Below are 14139 nucleotides of genomic sequence, written 5' to 3'. Positions count from 1 at the left end.
CTCTCAAAATAGATCTCCCTCTAGTTATTCGTCTTCCCCTGCTGCTCGCACTTTTTTGCTATTTACCCCAACTATCCTTCAACCCCACCGCCAAGTTAAACACCGGCTTCTCCGCTTTGTGATCAATCCGGTCCGCCACAAAATACCCGTGCCGCTCAAACTGAAACTTGTCGTCCGGCTTGGCATTGGCCAATGACGGCTCCACGATGGCCGTCACCACCTTCAGGCTGTTCGGGTTCAGGCTTTCAATGAAGTCCTTGCCGCCCGCGTCGGGCTGCGCGTCCAGGAACAGGCGGTCGTACATGCGCACTTCGGCGTTCACGCCGTCGGCCACACCCACCCAGGTGATGGCGGCTTTGACCTTCACGCTGTCGGCGCCGGGGGTGCCGCTTTTGGTGTCGGGCACCACGGTGGCCAGCACTTCGGTGATGACTCCGTTAGCGTCCTTGGTGCAGCCGGTGCATTCGATGACGTAGCCGCCCTTCAGGCGCACCTTGTTGCCGGGGAAGAGGCGCTTGTAGCCCTTGGGGGGCACTTCTTCAAAGTCTTCGCGTTCGATCCAGACTTCTTTGCCGATGGTGAAGTGGCGCACGGGGCTTTCCACGCCTTCGGGTGGGTGGGGCAGGGCCGGCAGGCTGCAGGGCTCCAAGTGGCCTGCGCCCATCACGTCGTCCCAGTTGGTGAGCACCAGCTTGACGGGGTTGAGCACGGCCATGCCACGGTGGGCCTTCAGCTCCAGGTCTTCGCGCAGGCAGCCTTCCAGGGTGCTGTAGTCGATCCAGCTGTCGGATTTGGTCACGCCAATGCGCTCGGCAAAAGTCTGGATGGCGGCGGGTGTGTAGCCACGGCGGCGCAGGCCTACGATGGTGGGCATGCGGGGGTCGTCCCAGCCGCTGACCTTGTGGTCGTACACCAGCTGGGCGAGCTTGCGTTTGCTGGTGATGACGTAGGTGAGGTTCAGGCGTGCAAATTCGTACTGGCGGGGGGGCGGGCTGGCCAGCAGGCCGCCTTCGGTCAAGCGCTCCAGCAGCCAGTCGTAGAAGGGGCGCTGGTCTTCAAACTCCAGCGTGCACAGGCTGTGGGTGATTTGTTCCAGCGCGTCCTCAATGGGGTGCGCGTAGGTGTACATGGGGTAGATGCACCAGGTGTCGCCCGTGTTGTGGTGCGTGGCGCGGCGGATGCGGTAGATGGCCGGGTCGCGCATGTTGATGTTGGGGCTGGCCATGTCGATCTTGGCGCGCAGCACCATGGAGCCGTCTTCGTGCTGGCCGTCCTTCATCTCGCGGAAGATGCGTAGGTTCTCTGCCGGGGTGCGGCTGCGGAAGGGGCTGTCCACGCCGGGCTTGCTGAAGTCGCCCCGGTTCACGCGCATTTGTTCGGCGGTTTGCTCGTCTACATAGGCGTGGCCGGCTTCGATCAGGTATTCGGCCGCGCGGTACATGAAGTCGAAGTAGTCGCTGGCTTGGTAGGGGGCGGCGCTGCCGGGGGCCTGGCCGATCTGTGTCCAGTCAAAACCGAGCCATTTCACGGCGTCGATGATGCTGTTGACGTATTCGGTGTCTTCTTTTTCGGGGTTGGTGTCGTCAAAGCGCAGGTGGCACACGCCGCCGTAGTCGCGCGCCAGGCCAAAGTTGATGCAGATGCTCTTGGCGTGGCCCACGTGCAGGTAGCCGTTGGGTTCGGGCGGGAAGCGCGTGCGGATCTTGGCGGGATCGGGCTCGCCCTGGGCGTGGTGGGCGGCGTCGCCGGGGGTGCCGGCCCAGCGGCGGGTGGCGTAGGTGCCTTTGTCCAGGTCGTGTTCGATGATCTGGCGCAAAAAGTTGCTGGGCTTGACGGTTTCAGCGGCCGCAGAAGTGGCAGTGGCGGCGGTATTGGCGGGGGAGGGGGTGCTCATCCAGCCATTTTAGGCGGCGGTTTCGTGACGGTTTACGCATTAAAACAAGCGCGTGTACGTTCAGACACAACGTAAAGACGGTTTTGTGCCATCCTTTTAGGCACTTGGTGCGTTGTGTACCGGTGAGGTGTGTCCTTTTGGTGGGCCGCCCTCATTCACTAGGAGATTTCCATGACGAAAACCCGTTCTGTTTCTACTGCGGCCGCTGTGGCGGGTGTGGCACTGGCCCTGTTGGCTGGTGCTGGCTCCGCCCAGGCCCGCGATGTCAATTGGTCCGTGGGCATTGGCGTGCCCGGCGTGGTGGTGGGGGCCAGCAATGGCTACTACGCCCCCGCCCCGGTTTACGTGGCACCGCCCCCACCGGTGTACTACGCACCCCCTCCACGCCCCGTGTACTACAGCGCTCCCCCGGTGTACTACACGCCACCCCCAGCGGTGGTTTACGGCGGTTACGGCTACGGCCATCGCCACCACGGGCACGGCCACGGTCGCCACTGGGACCGTTGACCAGCCCCCAGCGGCTGGTCTGTCACCAACCTCTTGGGCGCGAGTCGCTCACAGGCAGCGTTGCACAGGCTGCCTTTTACAGCGGTCCTTCGGGGCCGCTTTTTTCTTGGCGCTTCATAATCCCGCACTCTGGCCTGCCAGCGTGGCAGGCGCATTGCCCCGGAGACTTGTCTGTGACCGCCAATAAAACCGTTTTTGTCCTCAACGGCCCCAATCTGAACCTGCTGGGCACGCGCGAGCCCGCCGTGTACGGCGCCGCCACCCTGGCTGATGTGGAAAAGCTCTGCACTGATGCCTGCAATCGCCACGGATTTGCGCTGCGTTTTCACCAAAGCAACCACGAAGGCGCCTTGGTGGACTGGATTCATGAGGCGGGTCGCCTGCACGCAGCGGGCGAGCTGGCGGGCGTGGTCATCAACGCCGGGGCCTACACCCACACCAGCATTGCCCTGCACGACGCCATCAAGGGCACAGGCATCACCCTGATCGAGCTGCACATCAGCAATGTGCATGCGCGCGAGGCCTACCGCCACCATTCGTACATGGCGGCCGCCGCCAAGGCGGTGATGTGTGGATTTGGCGTGCTGGGCTATGGCCTGGCGATTGACGGGCTGGCGCAGTTGCTGGCCCAGCAGCCAGCGGCCTGATGGCTGGGCGCGGGGGATTTCACGGCCATGGCCCCGCTGCCCCTGCAGGTCTCTGAGGACGAGGTCGAAATCACCGCCATGCGCGCGCAGGGCGCGGGCGGGCAAAACGTCAACAAGGTGTCCAGTGCCGTCCACCTGCGGTTTGACGTGGCGGCATCGTCGCTGCCCGAGGGCGTGAAGGAGCGCCTGCTGGCACTGCGTGACACCCGCATCACCCAAGATGGTGTGGTGGTCATCAAGGCCCAGCAGTACCGCAGCCAGGAGTTGAACCGCGCCGACGCCCTGGAGCGCCTGAACGCGCTGGTCAACAGCGTGGCCGTGCCGCCCCGCGTGCGCAGGGCCACCAAACCCACCTATGGCTCGCAACAGCGGCGCCTGCAAAGCAAGACGCAGCGGGGCGAGACCAAGGCGCTGCGCGGCCGGGTGCGCGACGGGTCCTGAGGCTTGCGCGTCAGGAGAAGCGTCAGCTGTTGCCCACCGTGCGCCATCAGCCTGTCAATGTTTGATTGGCATCATCTGTAGAACAATCTGTCTGCCCTGCAGGGCTTGGTATCGCAGGCTATCAGTCCTACATTCATGGCATCCCTTGTTGGAGTTGTCATGTCTGCCTCTGTCCAAGCCCCCGTTCCAGTTTCTGCTGCAATTCCCGCCCTGTTTGTGTCGCACGGCGCGCCCTTGTTTGCGCTGGATGCGGGCACCACCGGCCCGGCGCTGACGCAATGGGGCCAGAGCCTGAAGTCGCAGTACCCCGGCCTGCGGGGGGTGGTGGTCATGTCGCCGCACTGGATGGCACGGTCTGCGCAGGTGATGACCGGGCCGCAGCCCGCCACCTGGCACGACTTTGGCGGGTTTCCCCCTGCGCTGTACCAACTGCAATACCCGGCCCCCGGCTCACCCGCGCTGGCGCAGGAGGTGCTGGGCCTGCTGCAAGCCGCTGGCGTTGCGGCCCAGGGCGATGCCGCGCGCCCCTTTGACCATGGCGCCTGGGTGCCGCTGATGCATTTGTTCCCTCAAGCCGACGTACCCGTGGTGCAGGTGGCCCTGCCCGTGGGCGCTGGCCCGGCCGAGGTGTATGCGCTGGGCGCCGCCTTGCGCAGCCTTCGCAGCCAGGGCGTGCTGGTGGTGGGGTCGGGCAGCATGACGCACAACCTGGCCGAGTTTTTTGGCGGTGAACGCGAACCTGCGCCCTATGTGCTGGAGTTCAGCCGCTGGATCGAGGACGCTCTGGCCCGTGGGGATATGGCCGCGCTGCTCAACTACCGCAGCCAGGCCCCCCATGCCCACCGCGCGCACCCCACCGAAGACCACTTCCTGCCCATCTTCTTTGCCCTGGGGGCGGCGGGCGACGACCTGCACGCAAACTACTTGAGCCGCGAGGTGATGTACAGCATGCTGTCGATGGACGCGTTTGCGCTGGAGCCGGTGCATTGACACGGAGCCCTTCGCACTCCACCCGTTTTTGGTCCTAAACCGTTCGAGGCGCACATCTATGCTTACCTTGCCGCTCTCCTTTTTGCAGCGCCCCGCTGCCACCACCACGCCACGGCCCTGGCTGCTGGTGCTGATGCATGGCGTGGGCAGCAATGAGCAGGACCTGTTTAGCCTGGCCCCGCAGATCCCGGACCGGTTCCATGTGCTGAGTCTGCGGGCGCCGTTTCGCATGGGGCCGGGTTCGCATGCGTGGTTTGATTTCTCCATCGAGCCGAGCGGCGAGCGCTCCATCAACGAAGAGCAGGAGGCGCAAAGTCGCGCGCTGATAGCCCAGGCGGTCGAGTCCGCCGCCGAGCAGCTGGGCATTCCGCCCGAGCGGGTGGTGGTGGGCGGCTTCAGCCAGGGCGGCATCATGGCGTTGTCTCTATTGCTGACCCGGCCTGCCCTGATGCAGGCGGGCCTGGTGTGGCACAGCCGCCTGCTGCCCCAGGTGGTGCCGCTCACCGCGCCCGCCGATGCGCTGCGCGGCAAGCAGCTGTGGCTGAGCCACGGCACCCACGACAACGTGATCCCGCTGGCCAACGCCCAGGCCATTGCCCACCACATGGCGCCGCTGCCGGTGACGGTGACGTACCGCGAGTTCCCCAGTGCGCACGAAATTCGCCCGTCCGAGCTGGCAGCCACGGTGGCCTGGCTGGAGTCGCTGTCCACCACACCGACGGCGTTTTAAGCAGGGCATATTCGCGGGCCGGCCCGGGCCGGGCCGGGCTACAACGCGTTACTGGGGCCTGGGTGTGCGGTTGTCCAATCGTGTGCGCCCCACGTGGGATTGAGAGGGAACGCCTGACGCCACGGAGGCTCGGACAAGGGTTGTTCCTGTGTTGAAGGAGAGCCCATGCCCGATCAAGACACCGCAGAATTCCGCCCCGCGCCAGAGCGCACTTCCTCCACCCTCTGGGTCGTGCTAGCCACGCTGGTGTGCGCCGTGGCGGCTGGTGCTGCCTGGTGGTTCTGGCTGCGGCCGGTAGAGCCAGCGGCAGCTCCACCCCCTGTGGTCGCCGCTCCAGCCGCACCGGCGGCGCCCCCGCCCGCCCCCGAGGCGTCGGGGCCGCAGAACCCGGTGGATTCGCTGGCACCGCCCGACGCAGCCTTGCCTGCGCTGGCTGAGTCCGACGCCCGGGTGACAGAGCTGTTGGCCGAGCTGCTGGGCCGCGACAAGCTGCCGACGTTTCTGCAGACCGATGGGTTTGTTCGCCGCGTGGTTGCCACGGTGGACAACCTGGGCCGTGCCCACGCGCCATCGCGCATGTGGCCGGTGCAGCCCACGGCGCAGCGGTTTGTGGTGGATGGCACTGGCGACGCGCCCACCACCATCGCGGCGGCCAATGCCGCACGCTACAGCGCCTTCTTGGCGTTTGCCGAAGCGGTACCGATGGAGCCCGCCGTGGCGCTGTACGCGCGGCTGTACCCGCTGTTTCAGCAAGCGTATGAAGAGCTGGGCTACCCCCGGCGCTACTTCAACGACCGCCTGGTGGCGGTGCTAGACCAACTGCTGCAGGCGCCCGAGCCCGCGGGCCCGCTACAGGTCAAGCTCACGCCCGTGAATACCGACGTGCCCAACCTCCGCCCCTGGGTGCGCTATGAGTTTGTGGACCCCGCGCTGGAGGCGCTGCCCAGCGGCCAGAAGATCCTGCTGCGCATGGGTCCTGCCAACGAGGCACGTGCCAAGGCGCTGATCCGCGAGCTGCGCAAGCGCGTGGCGACGAGCGACGTCGCGCGCAAGTAACGCCCTCTAGCCTTTCATGGGGTGGGAAGTGGCAGGGCGGTCTTATAGCGCACCTGCTTGAGTGCAAAGCTGGACCGGATCTTCTCCACGCCCGGAATGGGCGACAGCTGCTCCAGAATGAACCGCTCCAGCGCCCCGATGTCGGCCAGCGCTACGCGAATCAGGTAGTCGCTGTCGCCGCTCATCAGGTAGCACTCCATCACCTCGTCGTGCTCGGCAATGCGGCGTTCAAAGTCGGCCAGGGCTTCCTTGCTTTGCGTCTTGAGGCTGATGCTGATGAACACATTCAGGCCCAGCCCCAGCGCCGCCGCGTTGGCCAGCGCCACATAGCGGCTGATGACGCCTGCCGCCTCCAGCGCCTTTACCCGCGCCAGGCAGGGCGAGGGCGACAGGTGCACGCGCCGCGCCAGCTCCACGTTGGACAGAGAGCCGTCGGACTGCAGCTCGGCCAGGATGCGCAAATCGAGGGTGTCCAGTTTCATGTGCTGCAGTTTATGGCTTTGGCGGCATAAAGTGCTATGACAGCATGGTGCAAAAGGCAAAACGGCAACTCATTTGGAGCCAGCCTCGCTACAGTGGCTGCCATGAACGCCCTCACACCCCACGCCCTGCTGCAACAAGCCCCCGGCGCCCCGCTGGACGCCGACCCCGAAGAAACCGCCGAGTGGCGCGATGCCTTCCTGGCGCTGGTCGCCACCGAAGGCCCCGAGCGGGCGCGGCACATGCTGCAGGAGCTGGTGCGGGTGGCGCGCGCGCAGCGCATTGGCTGGCAACCCGACCTGAACACGCCCTATGTGAACACCGTGGCGGTGCAGGACCAGCCCGTGTTCCCCGGCGACCTGGCCATAGAGGAGCGCGTGGCCTCCATCGTGCGCTGGAACGCGCTGGCCATGGTGGTGCGGGCCAACCAGGCGTATGGCGAGCTGGGCGGTCACATCGCGAGCTACGCCAGTGCGGCGGATCTTTTCGAAAGCGGGTTCAATCACTTCTTCCGCGCCCGCGAGGGGCTGGGCGATGGACAGCACCGTGGGGACCTGGTGTTCTTCCAGCCACACAGCGCGCCGGGTGTGTATGCGCGGGCTTTTCTGGAAGGGCGCCTGTCCGAACTAGACCTGCAGCACTACCGCCAGGAGCTGACGGCGCCGGGCGCAGGCGCGCAGGGCCTGTCGAGCTACCCACATCCATGGCTCATGCCGGACTTCTGGCAGTTCCCCACCGGCTCCATGGGCATCGGCCCCATCAGCAGCATCTACCACGCGCGCTTCATGCGCTACCTCACGCACCGCAACCTGCTCAACTGCGAGGGCCGCAAGGTGTGGGGCGTGTTTGGTGACGGCGAAATGGACGAGCCCGAGTCGATGAGTGCGCTTACGCTCGCTGCGCGCGAGGGCCTCGATAACCTCGTCTGGGTGGTCAACTGCAACCTGCAGCGCCTGGACGGCCCGGTGCGCGGCAACGGCCGCATCATCGACGAGCTGGAGCGCCTGTTTGCAGGCGCAGGCTGGAACGTGGTCAAGCTGGTCTGGGGCAGCGACTGGGACGGCCTGTTTGCCCGCGACCTGACCGGTGCGCTGGTGCGCACGCTGGAAGGCACGGTCGATGGGCAAATGCAGACCTTTGCCGCCAAGGACGGCCGCTTCAACCGCGACAACTTCTTCGGCCAGAACCCAGAACTCGCGGCGCTGGCCCAGGGTATGACGGACGAACAGATCGACCGCCTGAAGCGCGGCGGGCACGACCTCGTCAAGATCCACGCCGCCTATGCTGCAGCTAGCGCCCACAAGGGCCAGCCCACCGTGATCCTGGCCCACACCAAGAAGGGCTATGGCATGGGCACAGCAGGGCAAGGCAAGATGACCACGCACAGCCAGAAGAAGCTGGACGAGACCGACCTCATCGAATTCCGCAACCGCTTCAACTTGCCTTTGAGTGACGAGCAGGCGACGAGCCTCGCTTTCTACAAGCCCGCCGAAGACAGCGCCGAGATGCGTTACCTGCGCAGCCACCGCCAAGCCCTGGGCGGCTATCTGCCCCGCCGCGACACGACCTGCGAGGCGCTGCCTGTGCCCGCCATCGAAAGCTACGCACAGTTTGCGCTGCAGGCCGATGGCAAGGAGATGAGCACCACCATGGCCTTTGTGCGCATGCTGGGCAGTTTGCTCAAAGACGCCACTTTAGGCCCGCGGATCGTCCCCATCGTGGCCGACGAGGCGCGCACCTTCGGCATGGCCAACCTGTTCAAGCAGGTGGGCATCTACAGCAGCGTGGGCCAGCGCTATGCGCCCGAAGACATCGGCTCCGTGCTGAGTTACCGCGAGGCGCTGGATGGTCAGATTCTGGAAGAGGGCATCAGCGAGGCGGGCGCGATTGCGAGCTGGACGGCCGCCGCCACCAGCTACAGCGTGCATGGGCTGGCGATGCTGCCGTTCTACATCTACTACTCCATGTTCGGCTTCCAGCGCGTTGGCGACGCCATCTGGGCGGCTGCGGACCAGCGTGCGCGTGGCTTTTTGCTGGGCGCCACGTCGGGCCGCACCACGCTGGGCGGTGAGGGCCTGCAGCACCAGGACGGCACCAGCCACCTGGTAGCGGCCACCATCCCCAACTGCAAGGCCTACGACCCGGCCTATGCGGGCGAGATGGCCGTCATCATCGACGCCGGCATGCGCGAAATGGTGACCGAGCAGCGCGACGTTTTCTACTACGTCACGCTGATGAACGAGAACTACGCCCAGCCCGACCTGCCTGCCGATGCGGCAGAGGGTGTGCTGCGTGGTTGCTATGTTTTCAGGAGCTATTCAGGCAATATGCACCAGCGCGATAGCGCGATTTCGTCCCAAAGCGTCACCCTGATGGGCTCTGGCGCCATCCTGACCGAGGTGGTCAAGGCTGCAGAACAACTCGCCAGCGAGGGTGTGGACGTGACCGTGCTGAGCGTCACCAGCTGGAGCGAGTTGGCCCGCGATGGTGTGGCCTGCGAGCAGCGCTGGCTGGCGGGCGATGCCCAGCCTGCTCCCGCATGGCTGACCCAGCAACTGGCCTCAACCCGTGGACCAGTGATTGCCGCCACCGACTACGTGCGCGCAGTGCCCGAGACGGTGCGCGCGTTCATCCCCGAAGGCCGCAAGTACATCACCCTTGGCACCGACGGCTTTGGCCGCAGTGACACGCGGGCGGCGCTGAGGCAGTTTTTTGGGGTGGATGCTGCGAGCGTGGCCCAGGCTGCGCGGCGCGCGCTGGCTGCTGGCTGATGACGGGCCGGGCGCTGCACGAGCGCCTGCCGTCTTTTTGCCTTGCCTCCCGCGCTGTGGCCGGATGGCTGCGTGGGTGGGGTGAACGCCATTGCCCAACCTCGCTCAGGCTTCCTACAATGGTCCAGCAACCGTGAGAGGGCGCCATGGCACATGTCATCTGGGACCATAACCCGCCGACCACCTGGATAGCCAACGTGGACGGGCAAGCACTTTGCTCCATCAAGCGCAAAGACATTGGCGGGTGGACCGCCGCCTGGACAGACGACCGCCTGTGGCCGCCGCCTGCCCATTTGCCCAAGGCCATGCCACAACCCATGCAGTTTTTCAGCAGTCTGGAAGAAGCCAAGCAGGCGGTGGAAAACGCTCTGGGCGCTTGAGGCGGTGCCCTGGAGCTCTGCTGCGGCCTGAGTGACTGCGCTTGCGTGTATCGGCGGTGGCAGGCGCTGGGCCTCCAATCAGCCTACGACGGGCGTGGACCCCTACACATGCGGCCAAGCTCAGAGCGCAGGGCGCTGGAAGAACGCATCCAGCACCGGTATCAACCCCGGAAATTCCAGAGCAAACCGTTCGCGGTTCACAAAGTAGGCCTCGCAGGCCACGGCAAAGAATTCGGACTGCGAGGTGGCGCCGTACGCGTCTAGCCAGGGCCGTTCGGCGCCGAAGCGCTCGGCCATGATCACGCGCTCGCGAAACTGTTCGTAGGCGGGCTCCCAGGCTGCCCACCACGCCTCATACGCCGCACGGCCGGTGCGTGCGCCCATAAAGCCTGCGGGCAAGGGCGGGCAGCCGTTGGGTTGGCCGTTCTTCATGTCGAGCTTGTGCACGAACTCGTGCACCACCACGTTGTGGCCGCGCGCGGTGTTCTCGGTGGCGTTGCTCACATGCTGCCAGCTGAGCATGATGGGGCCGCGCTCCATGGCCTCGCCCAGCAGCACCTGGGTGTGCTCGTGCACCACGCCTGCCTCGTCCATCGTCTGGCGGCGGGCCACGGCTTCGCCAGGGTGCAGCACGATGCCCACAAAATCGTCGTACCAGTCGAGTGCCTTGGCGGGGTCGCCCCAGTGCAGCAGGGGCAGGCAGGCCTGCGCGGCAATGTCGATGGCCATGGCGTCGGTTACCACGAGGCCATGGGCACCGTGGAATTCCTTGTGGTGCAAGAAGAGGGCGCTCAGCACGCGCAGCTTGGCCTGGTCGTGCAGCGACAGCGCGGCCAGAAACGGGTAGCGCTGCACGGTCTGCAGCCACAGCGTGGCCGAGATGTCCGGCACCGGTGCCACGGTGGCGCGCACGCGGCGCCAGAGGCGGTTGAGCAAGGGGGGCATGGCGATCGGGCTGCGGGAGGTGGGCCCGCTCAGTTCATGACCGCTGTTACTTGGGGGCCAGGGACAGCCGTTCCAAGCCCGCGCTGGACAAACGCAGTGTTTCCAGACGGGGGGGCAATGCCGCAGCATCCCAGTCGCTCAGCACCACGCGTTGCAGCCCCGGGGCCAGCACATGCTGGGCAGGCCGGTGGGTGTGGCCGTGGATGAGGGTGTGTGCGCCAGCGGCATGCAGCCAGGCGACGGCGGCGGGGCCATCCACATCGGCATAGCTGGCGCCGGATTGTTTTTTGGCCTCGCTCTCCTGGCGGATGCCGCGCGCCTGTGCGCGGCGCGTGGCCAGGGGCTGGGTCAGAAACTGCTGCTGCCAAGCGGCGCTGCGCGCCTGCAGTCGAAAACGCTGGTAGTCCACATCGTCCAGGCAGAGCAGGTCGCCGTGGCTCAGCACATACCGCTGGCCGCCAAAGGTCAGGACCGTGGGGTCTGCCAGGCCGGTGATGCCGCACGCAGCCAGGAAGTCAGGGCCTGCCAGAAAATCGCGGTTGCCGTGCATGAAATACACGGGCAGGCGCTGTGAGGCAACGCGCAGAAGTGCGCAACCCTGGGCCTCGAAGCTGCCGGGCTCGCGCAGGGCGTCGTCGCCCACCCACACCTCGAACAGATCGCCCAGGATGAAGAGGGCGTCTGCCGGGGTGCTCTCCAGATACTGCTGGAACGCAGCCGCCGTGGCGGGCTCGCTGGCCTGCAGGTGCAGGTCTGAAATGAAATCGACCGTGCGCCAGTGCGGTGGAGCGGCAAGCTCCTCGAACGGGGGCACGGTCGTCAACGGGTCGGCAGTCAAGGCCCGGATCAGGCGGTGGATTTACAGGGCCACGGCCTTGTCGATCACGACGGCGTCAAAAGGCACGTCGTCATGGAAGCCCTTGCGGGTGGTGCGCACGGCCTTGATGGCGTCCACAACGTCCTGGCCCTTCACGACCTTGCCGAACACGGCGTAGCCCCAGCCTTGTGCGGTGGGCGAGCTGTGGTTCAGGAAGGCGTTGTCCACCGTGTTGATGAAGAACTGCGCAGTGGCGCTGTGGGGGTCGCCAGTGCGGGCCATGGCCACGGTGTACTTGTCGTTCTTCAGGCCGTTCTTGGCTTCGTTCTCAATGGGGGCCTGGGTTTCCTTTTGCTTCATGTCGGCCGTCATGCCGCCGCCCTGGATCATGAAGTTCTTGATCACGCGGTGGAACACGGTGCCGTTGTAGAAACCGCTGTTCACATAGCTCAGGAAGTTGGCGGTGGACTTTGGGGCTTTCTCGGCGTCCAGTTCCAGGGTGATCACGCCCTGGGTGGCGGTCTCGGCCACGTTGATGGTCACGTGGAGTTCAACTTGTGGATTGCTCATTGCAAGTGCTTTCTTCAAAAAATTACTTCACCAAGGTGGCGGAGTTGATGGTGATGGGGGTGGTGGGCACGTTCTGGTACGGGCCCTTGTTGCCGGTGGCCACAGCCTTGATCTTGTCCACCACGGCGGTGCCTTCGACCACCTTGCCGAACACGGCGTAACCGTGGCCGTCAGGGTTGGGGGCGTTGAGCATGGCGTTGTCCTTCACGTTGATGAAGAACTGCGAGGTGGCCGAGTTGGGGTTGCCCGTGCGCGCCATGGCGATGGTGTAGGTGTCGTTCTTCAGGCCGTTGTTGGCTTCGAGCGGAATGGGTGCCTTGGTGGGCTTTTGCTGCATGTCGGGGGTGAAGCCGCCGCCCTGGATCATGAAGCCGTCGATCACACGGTGGAAGATCGTGCCGTCGTAGTGCTTGCTGTTCACATAGGCCAGGAAGTTCTCGACCGTCTTGGGAGCCTTGGCCGCATCCAGCTGCACCACGATGTCGCCCATCGACGTGGCCAGCTTGACCTTGGGAGCGTCTTGCGCCTGGGCGGTTGCTACTGTAAACATAGCAGCCAGGGCAATACTTGCTATCGCTACCGTCGAATTTCTTCTGGAAATCATCCAATCACTCCTTCGAAAAAGATCTGCCATTGTTGGCCGCGGCGCGTCCAGTACTGGCGCTTGACCGGCCCCGTGCGTGCGCCTTCAGCGACTTCGCCGAACGTTACCACCATGGTGTCGGCCGAGTCTGTCCACCGCAGGTAAGACTTGTCTTTGAGCTGGAGTTCCCGTCCCTTGAGGGCGCGGGCCTCGGCCTGCAGCACCTGGGTCCATTCTTCCAGCGGCTTCTTGCGGTAGCTCTGGAAGTCGGGCGCATAAAAGCCCAGCAGGCGCTTCATGTCCCCTTCCGTCTTGGCGGTGCGCCAGGCATTGAGCACCGCGTCGAACGATTTGCGGTCGGCGGCCACGCTGTGGGGTTGTACCCATTGCAGCTGCCGCGCAATGACCACGGGGGTGGAGCGGGGCTCCACCGTGCGCAGGATGCGTTCGAGGTCGGGGTTGGCCAGCACCAGGCAGCCGTCGGTGGCCAAGGGCGCGCGCGAGAACTGGTCGGGCGGCGTGCCATGCAGCCAGATGCCGCTGCCGGTCTTGCCCCGGCTCTGGTCCAGGGGGTTGGGGTAGTTGATGGGCAGGGCGCCCGCGCCGTAGAAGTCCTTGAGCTTAGCCGGGTCCAGGCGGCTGGTGATGAAGTAAACCCCCAGCGGCGTGCGCTGGTCACCTTCCACCTCTTTTTCGATACCGAGCTTGCCCACGGAGGCGTAATAGTCGGCCACCAGCCGCAGGCCCTGCGCGGTGTTCTCAAAGAGGTACAGCCGCGAGCGCGAGGTGTCTACCGCAATGGCGTGGCGCGAGCGGGGCGACAGCTCCAGGAACTGCGCGGGGATGGCGTTGGCGGGGGGGCGGCTGCGTTGTGCATCCACGCGCTGGCGCGATTCGGTGCGCAGCTCGGCCAGCGCCGCTGCTGCCTGGATGCTGCGGGCCGAGTCTGGCTCGGGGGCGACATCGCCCAGGTGCCGCAGAGGGCGTGTGCGCGACATGAGCAGGTCGCCGACCGCCAGTTGGGCCAGCTGGAAGTTGGGGTAGTCGCGCGCCAGGCTTTCTGCCTGTGCCAGGGCTTCCCGCCCGCGCCCTTCGGCTACCAGCTTGTAGACCGCCATGAGGCGGGCCTCCGCCTGGCCGTCACGCAACTCTGCCGGCGCGGGGGCGACAGGGGGCGTGGTGGATGCTGCGTGCGCAGCGGCCGCACGCCGTGCCTTGGCGCCCTGCGGCAGGGCGGGCGTGGCCAGCGAGGTGCCCAGCAGCAGTAGCATCGCCGATGCGGCCCGGCGGCCCGGGGAGGTCAAGGGCACGAACATGCGAAACATCAA

15 protein-coding genes are annotated in these 14139 nt (G+C 65.6%); 8 read left to right on the top strand and 7 right to left on the bottom strand.

The features are described 5' to 3' along the window. Positions 1-58: 58 nt before the first annotated feature. Positions 59-1894, bottom strand: coding sequence for a glutamine--tRNA ligase/YqeY domain fusion protein (locus ACT531_RS12945; protein WP_476017676.1), 1836 nt, complete (start codon positions 1892-1894; stop codon positions 59-61). 171 nt (positions 1895-2065) lie between these two features. Between ACT531_RS12945 and ACT531_RS12940 the strand changes: the two genes are divergently transcribed. The 6 genes from ACT531_RS12940 (at position 2066) to ACT531_RS12915 (ending at position 6265) form a co-directional block, all read left to right on the top strand. Further along, positions 2066-2401 carry a hypothetical protein gene (locus ACT531_RS12940; RefSeq protein WP_056640282.1) on the top strand — a complete coding sequence of 112 codons (336 nt, stop codon included), beginning with the start codon at positions 2066-2068 and terminating at the stop codon, positions 2399-2401. Positions 2402-2574: 173 nt separating this feature from the next. Next, complete coding sequence (gene aroQ, locus ACT531_RS12935; RefSeq protein ID WP_015014979.1) at positions 2575-3048, top strand: type II 3-dehydroquinate dehydratase; 474 nt, start codon at positions 2575-2577, stop codon at positions 3046-3048. A gap of 27 nt (positions 3049-3075) precedes the next feature. Continuing rightward, entirely contained in the window at positions 3076-3489 is a 414-nt protein-coding gene (gene arfB, locus ACT531_RS12930) for an alternative ribosome rescue aminoacyl-tRNA hydrolase ArfB (protein ID WP_015014978.1), read from the top strand. A 159-nt stretch (positions 3490-3648) separates the two neighbouring features. Beyond that, a complete protein-coding gene (locus tag ACT531_RS12925; RefSeq protein WP_476017675.1) occupies positions 3649-4479 on the top strand; it encodes a DODA-type extradiol aromatic ring-opening family dioxygenase in 831 nt (276 codons plus the stop codon). A gap of 58 nt (positions 4480-4537) precedes the next feature. Further along, positions 4538-5209 (top strand): alpha/beta hydrolase, encoded by a 672-nt coding sequence (locus ACT531_RS12920; RefSeq protein ID WP_476017674.1) that lies wholly within the window; start codon positions 4538-4540, stop codon positions 5207-5209. A gap of 165 nt (positions 5210-5374) precedes the next feature. After that, positions 5375-6265, top strand: a complete 891-nt coding sequence (locus ACT531_RS12915) for a DUF3014 domain-containing protein (protein WP_476017673.1) — start codon at positions 5375-5377, stop codon at positions 6263-6265. Between the two features lie 14 nt (positions 6266-6279). Here the strand turns inward: ACT531_RS12915 and ACT531_RS12910 are convergent, their stop codons facing one another. Next, on the bottom strand, positions 6280-6747 hold the full coding sequence (locus ACT531_RS12910; RefSeq protein ID WP_476017672.1) for an Lrp/AsnC family transcriptional regulator: 468 nt from the start codon (positions 6745-6747) through the stop codon (positions 6280-6282). A gap of 102 nt (positions 6748-6849) precedes the next feature. On the opposite strand from ACT531_RS12910, the gene mdeB reads away from it, so the two are divergent. Both mdeB and ACT531_RS12900 read left to right on the top strand, forming a co-directional pair. Next, positions 6850-9516 carry an alpha-ketoglutarate dehydrogenase gene (gene mdeB, locus ACT531_RS12905; RefSeq protein WP_476017671.1) on the top strand — a complete coding sequence of 889 codons (2667 nt, stop codon included), beginning with the start codon at positions 6850-6852 and terminating at the stop codon, positions 9514-9516. Positions 9517-9662: 146 nt separating this feature from the next. After that, positions 9663-9896, top strand: coding sequence for a hypothetical protein (locus ACT531_RS12900; RefSeq protein WP_309825212.1), 234 nt, complete (start codon positions 9663-9665; stop codon positions 9894-9896). A 120-nt stretch (positions 9897-10016) separates the two neighbouring features. Here the strand turns inward: ACT531_RS12900 and ACT531_RS12895 are convergent, their stop codons facing one another. Genes ACT531_RS12895 through ACT531_RS12875 form a run of 5 tightly spaced genes read right to left on the bottom strand, consistent with a single transcriptional unit; the run spans position 10017 to position 14127 of the window. Continuing rightward, complete coding sequence (locus tag ACT531_RS12895) at positions 10017-10841, bottom strand: M90 family metallopeptidase (protein WP_476017670.1); 825 nt, start codon at positions 10839-10841, stop codon at positions 10017-10019. A 46-nt stretch (positions 10842-10887) separates the two neighbouring features. After that, the gene (locus ACT531_RS12890; protein WP_476017669.1) at positions 10888-11664 is read right to left on the bottom strand and encodes a UDP-2,3-diacylglucosamine diphosphatase; all 777 of its coding nucleotides are present in this window, start codon (positions 11662-11664) and stop codon (positions 10888-10890) included. Positions 11665-11700: 36 nt separating this feature from the next. Beyond that, positions 11701-12228, bottom strand: coding sequence for a peptidylprolyl isomerase (locus ACT531_RS12885; RefSeq protein ID WP_015014968.1), 528 nt, complete (start codon positions 12226-12228; stop codon positions 11701-11703). A 22-nt stretch (positions 12229-12250) separates the two neighbouring features. Further along, positions 12251-12832 carry a peptidylprolyl isomerase gene (locus ACT531_RS12880; protein WP_476017668.1) on the bottom strand — a complete coding sequence of 194 codons (582 nt, stop codon included), beginning with the start codon at positions 12830-12832 and terminating at the stop codon, positions 12251-12253. Then, the gene (locus ACT531_RS12875; protein WP_060987114.1) at positions 12829-14127 is read right to left on the bottom strand and encodes a L,D-transpeptidase family protein; all 1299 of its coding nucleotides are present in this window, start codon (positions 14125-14127) and stop codon (positions 12829-12831) included. Before ACT531_RS12875 ends, ACT531_RS12880 begins: the two co-directional genes overlap by 4 nt. Positions 14128-14139 lie beyond the last annotated feature (12 nt).

This window comes from Acidovorax sp. DMC1 (assembly GCF_056314325.1).
This window is presented reverse-complemented; position numbering and strand designations above follow the sequence as displayed.